The organism is Halovenus marina (genome assembly GCF_051414115.1).
In the GTDB taxonomy this organism is placed as follows: Archaea; Halobacteriota; Halobacteria; order Halobacteriales; family Haloarculaceae; genus Halovenus; species Halovenus marina.
The window spans coordinates 1,725,660-1,745,573 of sequence record NZ_JBLKNZ010000001.1 but is presented as its reverse complement, the minus strand read 5'-3'; the positions used below and the strand labels follow the sequence as shown (position 1 = coordinate 1,745,573).

Genomic DNA, 19,914 nt, shown 5'->3' with positions numbered 1-19,914 from the left:
TATGTCACTCAGGCATGTCGATGGTACGGTCATTTTTCTGACTATGTATCGTCACAGAAGAAATCACTCGATCTGTCGCAGTTCACCCCACAATCTATGTATCCCGGCGGTCCAAGACTCAGTAGCGATGCGTACTCTCGACAACGTGATAGTTTCCTGTGCGATAACGGGTGCGATCCACACTCCATCGATGTCTCCGCATCTGCCGGTGACGCCCGAGGAGATAGCAACCGACGCCATCGAGGCCGCCGAGGCCGGTGCGAGTATCGTCCACATTCACGTACGCGACCCGGAAACGGGGGAGCCGATCACCGACCTCGACCTGTTTCGGGACGTCGCCGCGCGAATTCAGGAAGAGTCCGACGTGATCGTTCAGCCGACGACGGGCGGCGCACCGACGATGGACCCGGAAGAGCGGGTTCAGGTTATCCCGACGCTGTCCCCCGAGATGGCGTCGTGCAACCAGGGGTCGCTGAACATCGGGCTCTACCCGATGCTGGAGCGATACGACGAGTTCGAGTACGACTGGGAGCGGGAGTACCTCGAAGAGTCCTGGAAGAACGTCTTCCAGAACACATTTCACGACCTCCGGACGATGCTGCCCGTGTTCGACGAGCACGGAACCAAGCCGGAACTGGAGTGTTACGACGTCGGACACCTGTACAACGCCCGCCATCTCGTCGACCGGGGGCTGATCGAACTGCCCGTCCATCTGCAGTTCGTGATGGGGCTACACGGCGGCATCGGCGCCACCGAGGACCATCTCACCCATCTCGTCAACACCGCCGAACGGCTCTTCGGTGACGAGTTCACCTTCTCGGTCATCGGCGCGGGACGAAAGCAGTTCCAGCTAGGGCTGCAGGCCGTCTGTATGGGCGGCCACGTCCGTGTCGGACTCGAAGACAGCCTGTACATCGGGAAAGGGAAACTGGCATCGAGCAACGCCGAGCAAGTCGAGAAAATCGTCAGACTCGCGGACGAAGTCGCCGGGCGCGACCCCGCGACGCCCGCCGAAACCCGTGCATTTCTCGGCCTGAAAGGCAAAGAGAAGACGGCAGTTGCCGAGTCATGAGCAGACAGCGAGTCGCGGTCGTCGGAGCGGGACGGATGGGACACGGCATCGCACTGACCTATGCGCTGGCGGGACATCCGGTCAGGCTGACCGACGCCGACGACGCCATCCTCGAATCGAGCAGCGAACGGATCGCGACTGCGCTCGATACGCTGGTCCAGGGCGGACGGATCACCGAAACCGAAGCCGACGCGGCCCTCGACAACATTTCACGGGCTGACGAAATCGAAAGCGCCGTCGCGGACGCCGACTTCGTGACCGAGGCAGTCGCGGAGGATCTTGCGATCAAACAGGCGGTCTTCGCGGAACTCGATTCCCACGCGCCTCCGGACGCCTTGCTTGCCACCAACACGTCCGGACTCTCTATCGACGACATCGCTGACCCGGTCGAGAACGAGGCCCGCGTTCTGGGCACACACTGGTTCAACCCACCACACATCGTTCCGCTCGTGGAGATCGTCAAGGGGACTGCGACCTCAAACCGGGCCGTCGAGACGGTTCGGGACCTGCTCGCCTCCGCAGACAAGACGCCCGTCGTCGTCCAGAAGGACATTCCGGGGTTCATCGGTAACCGGATCCAGGCCGCGATGTCCTACGAGGCGTTTTCGCTGCTCGCGCGCGGTGTCGCAACGCCCGAGGACATCGACAGGGCAGTCAAGGCCGGATTCGGCTTCCGACTCCCGATACTGGGCATCTTCGAGAAGATGGACCAGTCAGGCCTCCACATCCACCACGAGGTGGAAAAACAGCTGATGGGCGAACTCGACCGGGGAAGGGACCCCAATCCGGTCATCACCGAACTCCTCGAGGAGGGACACCGCGGGACTGAGACCGGAAAAGGCATCTACGACTGGACCGACGTCGACCTCGAACGCGAAACGCGCGACCGCGACCGGGCGCTGCTCTCGATGCTCGACCTCTACGAATCGGCGGTGGACGATTCGCCGCCAGCCAACTACGACCGAACCTGAGTTGTTCTACTGTGTCGCTCGCACGGCAACCTCGACGGCATCGATCAGGCTCTGTGGGTCGGCGACACACTCTCCCGCGATGTCGAACGCCGTCCCGTGGTCGACGCTGGTTCGGACGATCGGAAGTCCCACCGTCATGTTGACTCCCGTTACTGCGCCCTCACCGAAGCCGAGCATCTTGATCGGGATGTGCCCCTGGTCGTGGTACATCGACACGACGCAGTCAGCAGCACCACCAGCGGCCTGCACGTAGACTGTGTCGGGTGGCTCCGGCCCGAATACGTCGAACCCATCGGCGCTCGCCAGTTCGACCGCCGGTTCGATCGCTTCTGCTTCCGCATCTCCGAGCAGTCCGCCGTCGCTCGCATGCGGGTTCAGTCCGGCGACCGCTATCGTCGGATCCTCGACCCCCAGTCGGTCGAGCCCGGACGCTGTCACTCGGATCGTCTCGTGGACCGACTCGGTCGTCACGAGGTCACACGCCTCGCGCAGCGGGACGTGCGTACTCACGTGCGTGACCCGGAGGTCGTCGTGGATCAACATCATCGAATAGGCGTCTGTGCCCGTCCTGTCAGCGAGCAGGCCGGTGTGACCGGCGTGTTCGCTCCCGGCGAGTCGCGTCGCCTGCTTGTGGATCGGTCCAGTCGTGATGGCATCGATCTCCCCGCTCTGTGCGAGTTCGATCGCACGCTCGACGTACGCGAGACTGGCGGCCCCGTACTCCTCGCGGACGACGCCGTATTCGAGTTCCGCAACCATATCGAGGTCGAGGACGGAGACCGAATCCGGCCCGAAGGTCGCTTCCGAGAGCGTATCGATTGGCTGGATGGAAAGCGACGACTCACAGCGTTCGACGGCAGCCCGCAGAACCGAGGCGTCACCGATGACGACGACGTTTGCCATCCGGGCGAGGTCGGGGTAGGACGTGACGATTATCTCTGCACCGATACCCGATGGGTCACCCATCGTCACGCCGACGACTGGAGTCCGGGACATGATAACCAGTCAAGGAGTGCAACGCGTTAAGAATTGCCATGTCGTCACCGAAGGCACCCGCTTTCGTGACACAGACGAGTCCGTCGGCCGGGCCGCCCTCAGCTTCTGCGACCGGAACACCGGCAGCGATCTGCGTGCCCGTCAGTTCGAACGTCTCCACGTCGAGCGCATCGAAGGTGGCCGTTGCCACCGCGCCGCCGGTGACGAACAGCCCCTGTAGACCCATCCGCTCGTGGACGCCGCGGGCGACGGTGCCGAGCGCGTCCGAGATCCGGGTGGCTGTTTCGCTCTCGTCGAGGCCCTGCTCTCGCCCCGCGTCCCGCGCCGCGGTCACGTCTGCGACCCCTGTCGCTGCAGTCACGACAACCCAGTCCGTCTCCCCATATCTGTCACCGACTGCTTCCACTGCACGATCGGTCTCCGAATCGGGGTCGTGAATCACCGCTTCGGGGTCGAGTTCGACGACGCTCTCGGCGGGCAAGGCAGCGAGCTGCTCGATGGTCTCCGGTGCCACGCTCCCGACGACACCCAGAACGGAGGAGGCGGGACCGAGACGAACGTGTTCTGCGAGACCGGCACTCCCAGTGTAGACGGGTATGAGAGCAGATTCGTCGGCCGCCCGCGCGATTGTCGACAGATGGGCATCGGTCGTCGCGTCACAGACCAGCAGCGACGGGTCTCGGTTCGCCGCGACTCGGTCGAAGCGGTCGCGGAGACGTGATTCGTCGGCGACGACATCGACAGAACAGTGTTCGACGGGATACGAAGACCGTTCGAGAAGCGACGGCAGGTGAGCGGTGTCCGGTCCCATCCGGTCGTGGCCTGCTTCGGTCTCCGTGACCGGTGTGCCGTCCACGAGATGATATCCGCCGACAGTGGTCCGCCCAGCCGACGGGAACGCAGGAGCGATGACTGCGCTGTCGGCACCGGCGGCGTCTATCGCTGCCTCGATTTCCGCGACCAGATTCCCGCGGAGGGTCGAGTCGACCTTCTTGTATCTCGTGTCTGGTGAGTTCCCTTCGAGCGCCCGCTCGACGCGGCTTCGTGCGACAGCCTCGTCCACGTACCGAGAGTCCGTGTTCACGACGGTCACGGCGCTCTCGTTGCCCTCGGCTGTCGGCTGGTTCGACCGGACGACTCTGGTTGGGTACCCTCGCGTGGCGAAGGCGCTCCCGGTGTCGTTGGCTCCCGTGAGGTCGTCGGCGATGACGAGACACCGCATAGCCTCACCGTTCGTGTGCTTGATAGGTGTCTTTGAACTCCGGTTCGAGGAAGTTGTGGTCCTCCATCGGGTTGCAGTCGTGTTCGAGCGCGGCGTCCTCGTCGAACTCGATCCCCAGTCCTGGCTCGTCTGGAACCGGGATCTGCCCGTCCTCGACGGTGATCGGATGGTCGACGACGTCGCTGACCCAGTCTGGACGGGTCGCCTCCTCGAACCCTTCCTGTATCTTGAAGTTGGGGATGACGGCGTCGACGTGGACACAGCCAGTCAGGCTGACCGGCCCCGCGGCGGCGTGTGGCGCGGTGAAGATCGACCGAGCGTCGGCCATCTGTGCGATGTACTGGGTTTCACGGAGCCCCCCGACGTTGCCCGTATCCGGCTGGATGATGTCGATCGCTCGGGGTGCGAGAAAGTCCATCGCCTCGTGCTTGTGGGCGATGCTGGCCAGGTCGTCTGAGATCGGAATCGAGAGGGCCTCGCGAACCTCGCGGAACGCGTCCGGCCCCTGTGACGCCTGCACCGGCGCCTCGAACCACAGCGGGTTGAACTGTTCGAGTCGCTTGCCGACCTTTATGGCCTCGCCTGGGGTGAATCGGGCGTGTCCCTCGATGATGAGGTCTGGCTCTGGGCCAATCCTGTCCCGTATCGCTGCGATCCTGTCGATTGCGAGTTCGAGCGCTTCGTTCGAGATGTCACGCACTGCGGTCTCGAACGGGTCGAATTTCATCGCGTCGTACCCGTCGTTGATGACTTCCTGTGCGCCCTCAGCGAACTCTTCGGGCGTGTGCAACGAGTCGTACCAGCCGTTCGCGTACGCACGTAACTCGTCTCGAACCTTCCCACCGAGTGCTTCGTGGACTGGCACGCCGTGGTCCTTTCCGACGATGTCCCAGCAGGCCATCTCCACGCCCGAGAGCATCGCCTGATTCAGCCGGGAGAGCCCCCACGGCGTCTCCTGAATCTCCATCCGGATCGCCTCGATGTGGTGCGGGTTCATGCCGGTGAGCCACTCGTCGAACTTCTCGGCGTGTGCCACCTTGGCGTCCAGATCGGTGTTCGCCCAGAGGCCACCTGCCTCCCCGACACCCCGGATCCCCGCATCCGTCTCGACGGTGACGATACACCACGGGTTCCAGAGGTCGTCGCGAAGCGGATACGCGTCGATGTCCGTAATCTCCATTATGCGGTGATAGAGACGCGGTTCTCATAATTAGCTTGTGGTGGGTTGACCCTCATAATTAATAAGTCGATATCGAGTAACAGTGTCTCATGTACGATTTTGCCGACCAGACTGTTATCGTGACCGGGGCATCGAGCGGAATCGGTCGCCGGATCGCACAGCGATTCGGCACCGAGGGCGCAAACGTCGTCTGTGCGTCCCGGAGCAACGAACCCCATCGGGGCAAGCACCACGATACGGACGTCTCGGTACCGACCGAACAGTGGATCGACGAGGAGACGGAGGGGAGCGCACTCTTCGTCTCGACCGACGTCAGCGACCCGGACCAGGTTCGGAATCTGGTCGAGGAGACCGTCGAGACCTACGGCAGGATAGACGTTCTCGTGAACAACGCCGGGATCTTCATCGAAGGCGATTCCCAGTCGACGACAGTCGAGGAGTGGGATACGCTCATGGGTGTCGACCTTGACGGAACATTCTACTGCTGTAAGTTCGCTATCCCGCATCTCAAGGATGTGGAGGGTGCCATAGTGAACATCGCGTCGGTCAACGCGACGGAGGGTGGCACTGGCCCAGCATATGCTGCAGCGCAGGCCGGTCGCGTCAACCTGACCCGCGACCTGGCAGTCGAACTGGGCGAACACAACGTCAACGTCAACTCGGTCTCGCCGGGGTACATCAAGACGCCGATACAGGACTACCAGGACGAGGAGAGCATCCAGATCAGCCGCGAACAGACGCTCCTTCCGAATCTCGGAGAGTCCGAAGAGGTCGCTGACGTGGTCGCCTTTCTCGCGAGCGACGAGGCGAGTTACGTCCACGGCGCAGACATCCTCGTCGACGGCGGTTGGGCCGCCCACCGGGTGTGACTGATGGCTGGGACGCACGACAGCAACGAACGCACTGCATCTGACGGGCTATCGCTGCTCGTCGAGCGCGTCTGGAGTACACTCGAGGAAATCGACGACAGGTTTCCGTACGTCGCTGACCCAGACACGGGCGAGTGGACGGTCACTGCTGACGGAAACTGGTGTGGCGGACACTGGATCGGGATGCTCTGGCTGGCCGCTGACCGAACTGGCGAGACGCAGTTCACACGGGCCGCGCGACGGTACACCGAGCAGATGACGTCGCGGCTCCCGTCGGACAACATGTTCTACGGGATGAACCACCAGTACGCCGGGTTCCGCGCGTACGATATCACGGGAGACGAGTCCCACCGGGAACTCGGGCTCCGTGGGGCAGACCGAACTGTCGACTACTTCCACGAAGGTGCCAGACAGGTCCCGCTCGGAACGCTCGCCATCGAGGCGCCAGCCGAGAACTTCCGCGGTCCGGACGACGAGGGCGGCCCGTCGGGTGACCGCCTCGGCGCGGTCGATGCGCTGTACACGGCCATTCCCGTCCTCTGGCGCGCCTATCGGGAGACGGGTGAGCCGAGATACCGCGACGTCGCAGTTTCACACGCCGACCGGTTTCTGGACTGGTATGTGCGACCTGACGGGAGTACGTGGCACCACGCCGAATTCGACCCTGATACGGGCGCGCTGGTCCGCCAGTACAACGAACTGGCCTACAGCGACGACACCTGCTGGGCGCGCGGACAGGGGTGGGCTATCGCTGGACTCGCACGCGCCTATCGAGAGACTGGCGCACGACGATACCGCCGCGCGCTGGAGCGCGTCGTCGGCTATTACGTCGACAACTCGCCGGAGGATCTGGTTCCACACTGGGACTTCGAGCATCCGGACAAGCCAGCGATCGAGCGCGACACGAGTGCCGCCGCACTCGCAGCCTACGGGTTGACCCGCCTCCCTGACGAGGCTGAAACCGAAGCACTGGTCGAAACGGGCGAATCCATCCTCGAATCGCTACTCACTCGCTATCTCACGCCCCGGTCCGACGACGACGCTCGACCCGCAGGGATGGTTCTCGAAAGCTGTTACAACGGCCCTGCGGGGTACGCCACGAAACACGAGCACGTCTGGACCGACTACTACACGATGTATACGCTCGCCCAGCGAGTCGAGGCGTGACCGATTCCGAACGAAAAGCGGGGCTCAGCGGCGGTAAGTTGATTAATTTTCGGGAGACATGTCTGACCGTTCACTATGACATGGAACGTCGCCGGAATCAACTTCGCACACTTTCACATGGGAGACCAGTTGGGATACGTCGAAGACCACCCCGACGCAAGGATCGCCGCGATCTGTGACGAGAACCCGGAGATCGCGACACTTTCACTGGAGACCACCGCCGAGCAGTTCGACCTCGACGACGATCAGGTGTTCACCGACCACGAGCGCTGTCTGGAGTCGACCGACGTCGACCTGGTGATCACCTGTCCCGTCCCGACAGAGCACGCCGAGTGGGTCGAGAATCTCGCCGAGTACGACGTGTCTGTGCAACTCGAAAAGCCGTTCGCGACGTCAGTCGAGGAGTGTGAGCGTGCGATGGACGCCATGGATGGGTCTGCGGGCGAACTCGCCGTCAACTGGCCGCTCGCGTGGTACCCGACCCACCGGACGGCCAAACGCCTCGTCGACGAGGGCCGCATCGGCGAACTCATCGAGGTCCACTACTACAACGGCAACCGCGGCGGCCAGCGGTTCACCGAAGTCGAGTACGGCGACGAAGGCGAGATGCACTTCATGGGCGACCTGGACGGCGGCGGTCCGATCGAGAACGTCGAGGCCCGCGACCGCGGTGACCGCGCCTGGTGGCACGACCCCGAGAAGGGAGGCGGGTCGCTCATCGACTATCTCGGGTACGGCACGACGCTGGGCACGTGGTTCCGTGGCGGAGAACTGCCCGTGTCCGTGACTGCGGATGCGTTCTACCCCGACCACATGGACGTGGACACCCACTGCATCGCGGTCGCCAAGTACGAAACAGGGCTCTCGAAGTTCGAGAGTCGATGGGGGACATTTACCGACCCGTGGATCGACCAGCCACAGCCACAGTGTGGGTTCGTCCTCGTCGGCACCGAGGGAACGATCGCGAGTTACGACTACAGCGAGACGGTTCGGGTGCAGGACGCGGACACGCCGGAGGGATACGAGGTGGAACTCGACGAGATATCGCCGCCGATGGAGAACCCCGTCCAGTACATGCTCGACCGGATGGAGCGAGGCGAACCGGTCGAGTACGGCCCGCTTCGCCCTGCCCTGAACCGCGACGCCCAGCGGATCACCGACGCGGTCACTGAGAGTGCCGAACGAGGTGCGGAAGTGATGCTATGACCGACGACGAGGACGACTACGGACTGGCCGACGTCGTCGACCTGCCGGAGATCGATCCGCCGGAATACGAGTATCGTCCCAGCGAGGTGCAATCCTCCGATCCGGGGATCGCACTCATCGGAACCGGCGGGATCAGCGAACAGCATCTCGAAGCGTACACGAGCGCGGGCTACGATATCGTGGCGCTTTGCAACCGAACGCGGTCGAAAGCGGAGGACAGAAAGGACGAGTTTGACCTGACAGACGCGGCTATCTACGAGGACTACCGTGACGTGCTGGACCGGGACGACGTGGACGTGGTCGACGTGACGACACATCCCGATCAGCGGGTCGGAATCGTCGAGGACGCACTCGCTGCGGGGAAACACGTTCTCAGCCAGAAGCCCTTCGCCGAGGAGCTAGACACCGCTGAGCGTCTGGTCGCTCTCGCAGACGAGAAGGGGATGAAACTCGCCGTCAACCAGAACGGGCGATGGGCACCACACTACAGTTACATGCGACAGGCAGTCGAAGACGGTGCCATCGGAACTGTTCACGGCGTGAGTTGCAACGTACACTGGGACCACAACTGGATCGGCGACGTCGAGGAGCTAGACGCAGTCGAACACATCATCCTCTACGATTTCGGGATCCACTGGTTCGACATGCTCACCTGTCTCGTCGACAAACAGCCCCAGCAGGTGTTTGCGAACTACGAGCGCTCACCCAGCCAGGAGGCGACGCCGCCGCTGACCGGCGCTGCTGTCGTCGAGTTCGACGAGGCGCAGGCGACGCTCACCTTCGACGGCGATACGAAACTCGGCCCCGAGGACCGAACGGTCGTCACCGGCAGTACGGGAACGCTCAAGAGTGAAGGACCTGACCTCGAGGAACAATCGGTCACGATATACACCGAGGAGGGGTACGGTTCGCCCGACTTGGAGGGGACCTGGTTCCCGGACGGGTTCCACGGCGCGATGGCCGAACTGCTGTGTGCGATCGAGGAGGACCGCGAACCGAGTCACAGCGCGCGGAACAACCTCGAAACGCTAGAACTGACGTTCGCGGCCGTGGCCAGCGCGGAGGCGGGTGAGCCGAAACGACCCGGTGAGGTTCGGTCGTTGCCGTAGGTCTGTGTCGTCGCCAGTTTGCGCGGCCGAGATGAAACAGCGTCGATGTGTCTGGTTGCAGGCGCTAATCTTCGGCGGGAACGGGTTCCTCCGACTGAACCGATTCCAGGATCGCTTCCATGTACGAAAGCGACATCTCGTTTGCCTCGTCGATGGCCTCGATGCCCTGGAGTTCGTGGTCTTCCATACAGGGGACACAGTACTCGGAGAGAAGATAGCCGTCGTACCCGATCCGATCGAGTTGCCGGACGAACTCCTCGTTGTTGATGAGTTCGCCGGACAGCGGCGAGGGAGTCTGGACGACCTCACCGTCGCGACGGGTGAAGTTCCAGGCGCCGTAGTGTGACAGTTCGATGTGGTCGGCACAGGCCTGCACCGCTTCTCGGATGTACTCGTCGCTCTGTCGCTCGTAGAACAGCACGGCGTCCAGACACAGCCCGACGTTCTCGCGGTCTATCTCCTCGACGAGCTGCAGGGCGTCCTCGTAGCCGCCAGCCAGCACCGGCGGGTGGTTCTGCACGGCCAGTGTGATGTCCCGTTCGGCCGCCCAGTCTGCTACTTCTCGAATCCCCTCGACGCACCGGTTCCACTGACGATAGTCCTCCGTCCCTGGATATCGCGTCTCCCAGTGGGACCGCATCGGCATCTCGCCGTAGATGGCGGTCTCCGCGTGGTCGTCTTTGATACCTGGCCACGCGGGGAACACCTTCACGAGGTCGACGTCCAGATCGGCGGCGAACTCGAGGACGTCGTGCATCATCGCCAGGTTGTTCTCCCGCTCTTCGTGGTACGGACTCGCGAAGTTCGACATGCTTTCGACCGCACAGATGTCGATCCCGGCGTCGTCTGCTGTTTCCTTCAGTCGCTGTCGGTCCTCCGCGTCGAAGTCGAGCGGAAACGCTGTCGGACGCTTTGTCTCGATCGATATCGCGTCGTACCCCATCTCGTCGGCCTTCTCGATCTGCTCTTCGAGCGACAGTCCTGGCCCGTCGTGCCACAATCCGCTGTAGGACACGCTGAGTAATCCGAATTGCATTGTCATGGTATCACAAACCAACATGTTCGACCCGGACGGATATAACTATTTCTCCCAATTTCGTGAGCGTTGTCAGATCCGAGTGCCCGAAGTCTATTAGTTGGCGTGCTCGGTATGACGGTGCAGGTGAACACGATGAACGTGCTACTCGCTGGGGAGTCCTGGCACGAGATTATAATGTACGTCAAGGCACGGGACGTGACGACGAGTGGCTCCTACACGGAGGCTGGGGAGTACCTGATCGCTGCGCTCGAGGCCGCGGGTGCGGACGTGACCTACCAGCCAGCCCACGTCGCCTACGAATCGTTTCCCCGCACCGCCGCGGCGCTTTCCGAGTTCGACCTCGTGATTTTGAGCGACATCGGGTCACAGTCGCTGCAGTTGACGCCTGCAGTCGCTGCCGGAAACACCGACGGGGACCGGTTGCGAGCGCTCGCTGAGTACGTCGAGGCGGGCGGAGCGCTCGGGATGATCGGGGGGTACATGAGCTTCGCTGGCGAGAACGGACAGGCCGGGTACGGTCGGACGGTTATCGACGACGTGCTCCCGGTCGCTATCTCGAACCACGACGACCGGATCGAACGTCCAGCAGGTGTCACGCCGACGAATCAGGCTATCGACGGACTACCAGACCGGTGGCCGGATGTCCTCGGCTACAACAGAGTGACCGCCGCTGAGGATGGCACGGTCCTGGCAACCGTCGACGACGACCCACTTTTAGTCGTCGGAGAGTACGGGTCCGGCCGAGCATTCGCCTTCACGACAGACTGTGCCGAGCACTGGGCACCACAGTCATTTCTCGAATGGGAGCACCTCCCGGAACTGTGGGACTGGATCCTTTCAAATATGAACGGTCAGAGCTGATACAAGTCTGAATAGACAGTGTCTAGCGCAAACGTCATACTTTCGTCTGGTTTCCTCTCGACTATAGCTTGTTATTTACAAAAATACGATACTACTGTTGGTTTCTCTGTACTTGCATCTATCATGAATAAATCACCACAATCCTTTTTACTTGGTTCCGAGTAAAAGTAGGATATGGCAGAGCAGCAACCAGAAAAAGCTGACGCAGTTACAGAGCGCTCTAGCACCTCTTCACGGATAAGCCGTCGATCAGTACTGGCTTCGGGCGCAGCGCTGACGACCACAGCGGTCGCCGGGTGTCTCGGCAGCGGTGGTGACGACGGACTGAGTATTGCGATCATTTCGAGCAACTCCGGGTTTGGCGACCGAGCGTTCAACGACCTCGCGCTCGAAGGGCTCGAACGAGCACAGGAGGAAAGCGACTTCGAGTTGAACCAGATCGAGGAGACTGATATTGCGCAGTATCCCGACACACAGGCCCAGGCGGCGGAGTCAAACGACCTGGTTGTCTGTGTCTCACTCCAGCATACGGAACCACTCCAGGAGAATGCACCGGAGTATCCGGACACGAACTGGATGCTGATCAACGCCAGCGTCGACGAACCAAACGTTGCGGGATACACCTGGGCCAATCACGAGATGTCGTATCTGGCTGGCGTGCAGGCTGGCACGGTGACGACGTACGACCTGCAACACGACGGGAGTTCGACTGACCCCGACGGCACTCACGTCGGGTTCGTCGGTGGCGAGGAAATTCCGCTCATCAGGGCCTTCGAGCGCGCCTACGTCGCTGGCGTGGAGTATGTCAACTCCGATGTCGAGGTATCGCGCGGATACGCGAACAGTTTCGGTGACCCCGCGGCGGGAGAACAGGTCGCTTCGTCACAGTACCAGGCCGGAGCCGACATTATCTACCACGCTGCAGCGGCGACGGGACCGGGTATCTTCGAGGCGGCACAGGAGGCAAACCGATTTGCGATTGGCGTGGACGCAGACCAGTCTGTCACGCTTCCGGATTTCTCGGATGTGATCATCGGTTCAGCGATCAAGAAGATCGACGAGGGAACCTACGACTGCGCGACTGCGACGGTCAACGACAACTTCGACTCCGTCGCTGGTGCCAACGTACTCGGCCTGCAGGAAGACGCTGTGGATCTGATTATCGGACAGGAATTCGAAGACCAGATGCCGGACGAACTGTCCGGGAATCTGGAAGATGCACGACAGGGTATCGCAGACGGCGATATCGAGGTTCCGTGTACCGCTGGCGGCTGTGAAAACTGAGCGACCAGTCTATTGGAGCAAATTACTCTATCGAGGTAAGTGACGGAACGTATGTCAACACAGAATAACGACAGTGGATCGGCCGTAGAACTGCGTGGAATAAGTAAACGGTTCGGGACAGTCGTGGCAAACGACGAGATAGACCTGACGGTAGACCAGGGAACGGTACACGCGTTACTCGGGGAGAACGGCTCGGGCAAGACGACGCTGATGAGCATCCTCTACGGTCTGTACGACCGCGACGAGGGGACGGTATCCGTTACTGGATCCGAGCGCGAATTTGACTCCCCACGGGATGCAATCGATGCAGGTATCGGGATGATCCACCAGCACTTCCAGCTGGTCGAGACGATGACTGTACTCCAGAACATCGTCCTCGGGCACGAACCTGCAAACCGCGGTCACGTCGATACCGCTCAGGCGCGAACGGAGATCGAAGCGATCTGCGAGCAGTACGATTTCGACGTGGACGAACACCTCGACCGGAAGGTGAGCGAACTCGAACTGGGGATCCGGCAGCGCGTCGAAATCGTCAAGAGCCTCTATCGGGGCGCAGAGATACTGATCCTCGATGAACCCACAGCGGTGTTGACACCACAGGAAGTCGACCGGCTGTTCGACCTGATGCACCAGCTTCGCGACCAGGGGACATCGCTCGTGTTCATCACGCACAAACTCGAAGAGGCGATGCAGATCGCCGACGAGATCACAGTGTTGCGCGATGGCTCCCGAGTTGGAACAGTTCCAGTGTCGGAGACGACGACCGAAGAGCTTGCCGAAATGATGGTCGGACGAGAGGTGATCTTCGAGTACGAGAAACGAGCGCACTCGACTGGCGACCCCGTGCTCGAAGTTGACTCCGTCGAGATGGTCGACGAGCGAGGGGTGCAGATGGTCAACGACGTCTCGTTCGAGATTCAGCAAGGCGAGATACTCGGGATAGCGGGCGTTCAGGGGAACGGACAGTCGGAGCTGGTCGAGGGAATCACCGGCCTGCACCCGATCGATGGCGGAACAGTCAGCTTTCGCGGTGAGGATATCACGAACGCGACCAGACGAGAAGCGATCGAAGATGGGATCGCGTATATCCCCGAGGACCGCCACGCAGAGGGTCTGGTCCTCGACTACGACCTGACGAACAATTCCCTGCTCGGATTCCAGACGCTGGCACCGCTGTCGAATGGAGGGTTCCTGAACTGGGACACGATCAAGGAACACGCGGAATCGATAATCGACGACTTCGACGTACGGCCGCCCGAGAGACAGAAGAAGGCGTCGTCGTTTTCCGGCGGTAATCAACAGAAGTTCGTCGTCGGGCGGGAGCTCAGCCACGAGCCGAACCTGCTCGTCGCCTCGCATCCGACACGAGGGGTCGATATCGGTTCCATCGAATTCATTCACCAGGAACTGCTCGACATGCGTGCGAACGGGCTGCCAATCCTGCTCGTCTCCTCGAAGCTAGAGGAGATACAACAGCTGTGTGACCGCATCGCAGTCATGTACGAGGGAGAGATTGTCGACATCGTCGAACCGGAACAGGTGACAGAGCGAGATCTCGGCTTGCTCATGGCTGGTCAGACGATCGACCAGCAGGAGTCTGAATCGGTCACAAGTGGTGGTCGAACATGAGCGAATCCCAGCCAGGGCGGATCGAGCGTCTCGGTCGACGGCTGGCTGCTGCCGGTGGGCTCGAACGGGTTGCCATCGCAATTGCGTCCGCCACGCTTGCGCTCGCGATCGGACTCGTAATCGTCGCGGCGACGGGGAACTCCCCCTCGCTGTTTCTCACCGAGATGATCAACGGTATCTTCGGCTCCGAGCGCGGCATCGCGCTGACCTTGCGCGAATCGACGATGTTCATCCTCGCGGGCGTCGCAGTGGCGGTCGCATTCCGTGCTGGAATCTTCAACATCGGCGTACACGGACAGCTCGTCCTCGGTGGTCTCGCGTCCGTGATGACGATCCTCTACCTCGCGCCCGTGTTGCCCGAAAACACGCTCGGCGGCTGGATACTTATTGTTCTCGGGACGCTCGTCGGTATCACCGTCGGCGGGCTGTACGGTGCGCTTCCGGGTGTTCTGAAAGCCTACGCTGATGCGAACGAGATTATCACGACGATCATGCTCAACTTCATCGCCCTTGGCGTCGGACTGTATCTGCTCACGGGCCCGTTTCAGGGAGAAGGGATTCAGGAGCCCCGAACTGATTCGCTCCCGGAGTATGCGGATTTCCCACAGATACTCTTTTCCTCAGGGTCGTTCTCGTTGGTCGGACTCCTGATCGCGTTGATAGCTGTCGCCCTGATGTATTATCTGCTGACCAGAACGAGGGTCGGCTACGACATGATCACGAGCGGCAAACAGGAGGCAGCGGCCCACTATTCGGGTGTGAACGCAAAGCGAACTATCGTCGGAACGATGACGCTTTCGGGGATGATCGCCGGACTGGCGGGCGCGATCCTCGGTATCATGATCATCGAAGGGTTCGTCAATCCAAACGGGATAAGCACGTACGGGTACGACGCAATCGCGGTGAGTCTGCTCGCCGCCAACAACCCGCTTGGTGTCATCCCGGCAGGCCTGTTGTTCGGTGGTCTCGCGAGAGGCGGGTCAGTTATCGGTATCACCACGGATATCCCCGGACAGCTCGTCGACGGTGTGACTGGATTGATCGTGTTGTTCGTTGCGGTTCCAGAGCTGTTCCGGATGGGTGCAAAGCGGTTCTACGATATCGGAGGTGACAAATGATCTGGACTCGCCTCGTCGAGGGATCTGCCGAGTTTGCCCGCAAGAATCGTTATCGACTCGGTTTTGTCCTGGCTGTTCTGGTCGTGGTCGTCGGCGCACTGGAGATAAGCGGGATCGAAACTGGCAGGGTGTTCACCGCCGGGTTCTTCGAGCGGACTGTTCGGGCTGCTGTCCCGATAACGCTCGCAGCGATCGGCGGACTGTACGCCGAAAAAAGCGGTGTCTTCAACATCGGCCTCGAGGGATTCATGATATTCGGTGCGGTGAACGCCGTCGCGATTTCCTTTCTCGTCGCTGGTGGCGAAAACGCGACGGTAGCACAGTCGGACATCTGGATCGGGCTCACCGGCGCGCTGCTTATCAGTATCGTCATGAGCACCATCTTTGCGATATTGCTGATCCGCTACGATGCCGACCAGATCGTCGCAGGGCTGGCGGTCTGGTTCATCGGTCTCGGGTTCGGTCCGTTCACCGCCGTCATCATCTGGGGGAGCCAATCCAGCCCGCCAGTCGGGCGAATCGGGCGGATCAACGTGCCAGCGCTCTCGGAGATCCCCTACATCGGCACGGTCTTCTTCAACACGTCTCCACTGGTGTGGCTCACGTTCCTGCTCGTCGGACTCTCGTGGTACGTCCTGTACTACACGCGGTACGGTTACTGGGTGCAGGCCGCAGGTGAAAACCCAGAGGCGCTCGATACGGCGGGCGTCGATGTCAACCGCGTCAGATATGCGACCACGATCTTCTCCGGCGCGATCGCTGGCTTTGGCGGCGCAGTCCTCGCCGTCGGTATTACGACCAGTTTCGTCGGCGGTGGCCTGACGATGGTCGATGGCCGAGGCTGGATCGCTATCGTCGCGTACCTGTTCGGCAACTACAATCCGGTCGGTGCCTTTCTGGCTGCGATACTCTTTGGCGGCGCCAACATGTTCCAGGTCCAGTTGCAGACCGTTGGTATCGACCTGTCGTCGACGCTAACTGGGCTGCTCCCGTACGTCATCGTACTGGTCGTGCTCACTCTCTATGGCACGACGCAGATGCCCTCGGAGGTTGGCGAATCCTACGAGAGCGAATCCTGAGCGGGACTCACTCACGTTTCTCGCTTGCCGAAATCGAACGGTAGACCGTCCCCAGACGTCTGTCGTGTTCACGCAACGCTGATTGATAATCGATGTGTAACCCAATCCACTACGGTGCGAGGCGATTCTTCCGGTTTTTCATGTGCTGTTCGTAGTACTGGAAGGTGATGGGACACCACTCGGACGCGATATCGAGCACTTCCTCGGTCATCTCTCGAATTTCCCACTGGGCGTCGGCGGCGGCGCGCATGTCAGCGACGTGCATCAGCATCCGTGCGTTCATCGACATGACCATGTTGACCTTGCTTCCGATCGGGAGTACGTAGCGTGCGTCCTCGGGCGGCATCCCGAGTTCGAGCAGTTCCTGATAGGACTCGAAGGCGTCGCCAATCGTCTCCCGAAACAGTTCCTCCCGGCGTTCGGCCGTCTCGTCGTCGACGGGACCGGACTCCTGATTGCGTCCCACCCAGTCGGGGTCCGTCGCTGACGGGGGAACGACGACCATCTCGCCGTCACGAACGTCGTCCGGGTCGACGTCGTCGAAGGAGACGTAGCGCATCGATTGAATGTCGAAGGAGACGTGTCGGTGCCGGGTGATCTGTGCCATACAGGAGCGGCTGATCCCCTTCACTGCGAACGTCGCGTGGGGATGCTCGAACGGGCCGAAGTGACCGTGTTCGAGCAGGTGACCGATGAGCGTCTCCTTGCGCTCGTCGAGCGAGTCGCCGTCGATGCTGGCCATCACGTCGTCGAAGTCCGTCTCACCGACGAAGGACTCCATGTAGTCGTTGCGGGCGGCCTGACAGATGAGTCGCTCGGGGTCTGGCGTCGACTCCAGTAGCGTCACTTCCATACTCGGCAGGGCGGCCCGGAGGTAGATAATACCTGCTGGTCTCCACAGAGCTGCCACTCCGGACTTGCTCGTCAAAAGAACGGATGTCGACCGTATCAGACCGCGGCGGCGGAGAGTTCGTCCGCGAGCGCCTGGAGGAGCGCTTCCTGGGCAGGGTCTCGCTCGCCCGAGAGGAACTCGACGCGTCCCTCGCGTGCGCCGCGTGCATCGAGGCCAGCACCCGGCGCGTGCGTGCTCGCTCGCTCGATGAGTTCGCGCACGTCGATGTCAGCGTCGGTTCGGATGTACGCCTCGTCTCGGTCGACACCGAGCAGGGCGGTGGCCGAGTCGCGGTTGCGTCGGTAGAGTTCGTCGAGCAGGAGCGGCTTCGGCGGGAACTCGTACCGGTGGGTGTAGGCGTCGGTGTCGAGCACGAGCACCGTCTCGCCGTTCAGTTCACGCTCGGTGAGGTTGGCCATCGCCGTCTCGATGGCTGTGTCCATTCGCTTGCGGAACTGCTCGCTGATGTGTGTCGCAAGCCGCATCGGGTCCTCTGCTTCCTCCGCGAAGAGCAGGTCGATGATCAGTTCGCGCTTGTCCTCGTAGGACTGGTAGTGGGCTTCGAGCGTGACTGCCTCGCGGAGGCGCGCGACGTCCAGGTCGTCGTATCCGGCCTCCGCAGCGAGTTCGAGATAGTTGTCGGGGGCGTTCTCCCAGAAGCTGACCGCTGGCAGATGTCCGATATCGCCCTGTCGGTCGGGATTGACGTGTGCAGCGACGTTCGCGGCGAGTGCCGTCGCGGTTGTCTCACTCACGGGGTTGACGAGCACGTCCACGGCCGCTGCGACGCCGGAATCGATTTCGCGCTCGTCGACAACAGCGCGCCGAACGTCGTACACGTCGAGCAGGTCGAACCCGTCGAGTGACTCCTCGGTCCCGCCCGCGGCGACGAAGACGAAAAGCGGGAGGTTCTCACCGTGACGGTCCTGATTCGAGAGCATCGAGGTCACGTCCTTCGTGGCGTCGTTCATGTCGTAGACGGACCCTTCGAGCGGCCGCCGGTCGAAGTAGTGGTACTCGGCGTCGGCCTGCTGGTGGTGCTCTCTGATGAGCGGCAGCGTCGCTCGCTCGATTGCGGTCGCGCCGACGTAGCCATCGGCCGTGTCTGCGTGTCGGACGACAACCGGACGCCCCTCGATGACTGCACGACGGATCGCGGCTGCCGTGTCCCGAATCTCGTCGAGCGTGCTCTCCACTGCCTCGTCCGCCGCGAGCGGTTCGAGCGTCTGCGGTCGCGCACGTTCGAGGAGCGCCTCCTCCATTCGCTCGGTGACTTCCGTTCGCTCCTCGTCTTCGAGGATCACGAGCGCTTCGGTTTCGACCTGCAACTCGCCGCGTCGCCGCTCGACGTGGCCCTCGATGCGGACGATGTCGCCCTCGTCGACTTCTGGGTACGCGCGAACGCCTGCCTCCTCGAAGGCGGCACACTCGACTGTGCCCGTCTCGTCGCGCAACTCGAAGATTGTCGGGCCGCTCGTCTGCCGCGCGTTTACGACTTCACCTTCGAGGCGAACACGGTCGCCCACCAGGTCTTCGAGGCGGTCGACCGTCGCTGACTCTGCGGCCTGTGATTCGGCCGTCGCTTCCTCGTCCGCTTCGGATGCCTGCGATTCGGCTGGCGCTTCCGTCGATTCGGCCGTCTCGGCAGATTCTTCGTCGCTCGCTGAATCGCTGGCTTCGTCAGTTGGTTCCGTCTGTGTCTGCGCTGTCGACTCTGAGGGCGTATGCGTGACAGGTTCCTCGCCGCTGGTGTCGTCGCTGATGACTGTCTCCTCGCCGTCAGGGTCGTCGACGAGCGCGCCACGGAAGTCAGACCGGGACTGCCGTATCGACCAGCCAAGGTCGATGTTCCCGTTGTCCCTGACGTTCTGGACTTGGACGAACACTTCGTCGCCCGGTTCCAGGTCGATACTGTCGAGGCGCTGGTCTAGCTCACTCTTGTGCAACAGTCCGGTGATGCTGTCCCCGATGTCGACGAAGATGCCGAACTCGGCGTAGCCGTCAACCGTCCCGCGGTAGTACCGATTCGGGGTGAGTTGGTTGGGATGGTCACCGCGAAATTCGAACACGACGTCTTCCTCGTGGAGCTCACAGACGCGGCCGTCAGCAGACGAACCACAGATGATACACGAACTCATTACACGATGAAAGCAGACCCGGCCTAAAACGGTTGTCGAAACACGTTCGGGAGCGATTGTCGAAACGCGTCGGATATCTCGG

Annotated in this window: 17 protein-coding genes; 11 read left to right on the top strand and 6 right to left on the bottom strand. The window is 61.7% G+C overall.

Annotation, left to right across the window (positions count from 1 at the left end):
• The first annotated feature begins 127 nt into the window (after window positions 1-127).
• Both kce and ACMGFL_RS08905 read left to right on the top strand, forming a co-directional pair.
• Entirely contained in the window at window positions 128-1,072 is a 945-nt protein-coding gene (gene kce / locus ACMGFL_RS08910; protein WP_436935187.1) for a 3,5-dioxohexanoate:acetyl-CoA acetone transferase, read from the top strand.
• Window positions 1,069-2,043 (top strand): 3-hydroxyacyl-CoA dehydrogenase family protein, encoded by a 975-nt coding sequence (locus ACMGFL_RS08905; protein WP_436935186.1) that lies wholly within the window; start codon window positions 1,069-1,071, stop codon window positions 2,041-2,043. Before kce ends, ACMGFL_RS08905 begins: the two co-directional genes overlap by 4 nt.
• A 6-nt stretch (window positions 2,044-2,049) precedes the next feature.
• Here ACMGFL_RS08905 and pdxA read toward each other — a convergent pair whose 3' ends face one another.
• The 3 genes from pdxA to ACMGFL_RS08890 are packed head-to-tail and all read right to left on the bottom strand — an operon-like array spanning window position 2,050 to window position 5,441.
• Window positions 2,050-3,039: a 4-hydroxythreonine-4-phosphate dehydrogenase PdxA gene (gene pdxA / locus ACMGFL_RS08900; protein WP_436935185.1), complete on the bottom strand. Its 990-nt coding sequence runs from the start codon at window positions 3,037-3,039 to the stop codon at window positions 2,050-2,052.
• Complete coding sequence (locus ACMGFL_RS08895; protein ID WP_436935184.1) at window positions 3,002-4,261, bottom strand: four-carbon acid sugar kinase family protein; 1,260 nt, start codon at window positions 4,259-4,261, stop codon at window positions 3,002-3,004. Before ACMGFL_RS08895 ends, pdxA begins: the two co-directional genes overlap by 38 nt.
• A 4-nt stretch (window positions 4,262-4,265) precedes the next feature.
• Window positions 4,266-5,441, bottom strand: a complete 1,176-nt coding sequence (locus tag ACMGFL_RS08890) for a mandelate racemase/muconate lactonizing enzyme family protein (protein ID WP_436935183.1) — start codon at window positions 5,439-5,441, stop codon at window positions 4,266-4,268.
• 89 nt (window positions 5,442-5,530) lie between these two features.
• Between ACMGFL_RS08890 and ACMGFL_RS08885 the strand changes: the two genes are divergently transcribed.
• The 4 genes from ACMGFL_RS08885 to ACMGFL_RS08870 all read left to right on the top strand — a co-directional run bounded on the left by ACMGFL_RS08885 (window position 5,531) and on the right by ACMGFL_RS08870 (window position 9,792).
• Window positions 5,531-6,310 carry an SDR family NAD(P)-dependent oxidoreductase gene (locus tag ACMGFL_RS08885; RefSeq protein ID WP_436935182.1) on the top strand — a complete coding sequence of 260 codons (780 nt, stop codon included), beginning with the start codon at window positions 5,531-5,533 and terminating at the stop codon, window positions 6,308-6,310.
• A 3-nt stretch (window positions 6,311-6,313) separates the two neighbouring features.
• Entirely contained in the window at window positions 6,314-7,477 is a 1,164-nt protein-coding gene (locus tag ACMGFL_RS08880; RefSeq protein ID WP_436935181.1) for a glycoside hydrolase family 88 protein, read from the top strand.
• Window positions 7,478-7,552: 75 nt separating this feature from the next.
• Window positions 7,553-8,683, top strand: coding sequence for a Gfo/Idh/MocA family protein (locus tag ACMGFL_RS08875; RefSeq protein WP_436935180.1), 1,131 nt, complete (start codon window positions 7,553-7,555; stop codon window positions 8,681-8,683).
• Entirely contained in the window at window positions 8,680-9,792 is a 1,113-nt protein-coding gene (locus ACMGFL_RS08870; protein WP_436935179.1) for a Gfo/Idh/MocA family protein, read from the top strand. The genes ACMGFL_RS08875 and ACMGFL_RS08870 overlap by 4 nt, the downstream gene beginning before the upstream one ends.
• Before the next feature lie 64 nt (window positions 9,793-9,856).
• Here the strand turns inward: ACMGFL_RS08870 and ACMGFL_RS08865 are convergent, their stop codons facing one another.
• Complete coding sequence (locus ACMGFL_RS08865; protein WP_436935178.1) at window positions 9,857-10,834, bottom strand: sugar phosphate isomerase/epimerase family protein; 978 nt, start codon at window positions 10,832-10,834, stop codon at window positions 9,857-9,859.
• Between the two features lie 108 nt (window positions 10,835-10,942).
• On the opposite strand from ACMGFL_RS08865, the gene ACMGFL_RS08860 reads away from it, so the two are divergent.
• The 5 genes from ACMGFL_RS08860 (at window position 10,943) to ACMGFL_RS08840 (ending at window position 16,802) form a co-directional block, all read left to right on the top strand.
• Complete coding sequence (locus ACMGFL_RS08860) at window positions 10,943-11,692, top strand: glutamine amidotransferase (RefSeq protein WP_436935177.1); 750 nt, start codon at window positions 10,943-10,945, stop codon at window positions 11,690-11,692.
• Between the two features lie 174 nt (window positions 11,693-11,866).
• Window positions 11,867-12,976, top strand: a complete 1,110-nt coding sequence (locus ACMGFL_RS08855; RefSeq protein WP_436935176.1) for a BMP family lipoprotein — start codon at window positions 11,867-11,869, stop codon at window positions 12,974-12,976.
• Between the two features lie 51 nt (window positions 12,977-13,027).
• Entirely contained in the window at window positions 13,028-14,605 is a 1,578-nt protein-coding gene (locus tag ACMGFL_RS08850) for an ABC transporter ATP-binding protein (protein ID WP_436935175.1), read from the top strand.
• A complete protein-coding gene (locus tag ACMGFL_RS08845; RefSeq protein ID WP_436935174.1) occupies window positions 14,602-15,723 on the top strand; it encodes an ABC transporter permease in 1,122 nt (373 codons plus the stop codon). The genes ACMGFL_RS08850 and ACMGFL_RS08845 overlap by 4 nt, the downstream gene beginning before the upstream one ends.
• Window positions 15,720-16,802: an ABC transporter permease gene (locus tag ACMGFL_RS08840; RefSeq protein WP_436935173.1), complete on the top strand. Its 1,083-nt coding sequence runs from the start codon at window positions 15,720-15,722 to the stop codon at window positions 16,800-16,802. The genes ACMGFL_RS08845 and ACMGFL_RS08840 overlap by 4 nt, the downstream gene beginning before the upstream one ends.
• A 109-nt stretch (window positions 16,803-16,911) precedes the next feature.
• Here ACMGFL_RS08840 and thyX read toward each other — a convergent pair whose 3' ends face one another.
• The gene (gene thyX, locus ACMGFL_RS08835; protein WP_436935172.1) at window positions 16,912-17,655 is read right to left on the bottom strand and encodes an FAD-dependent thymidylate synthase; all 744 of its coding nucleotides are present in this window, start codon (window positions 17,653-17,655) and stop codon (window positions 16,912-16,914) included.
• A 95-nt stretch (window positions 17,656-17,750) separates the two neighbouring features.
• A complete protein-coding gene (locus tag ACMGFL_RS08830) occupies window positions 17,751-19,832 on the bottom strand; it encodes a DHH family phosphoesterase (protein ID WP_436935171.1) in 2,082 nt (693 codons plus the stop codon).
• Window positions 19,833-19,914 lie beyond the last annotated feature (82 nt).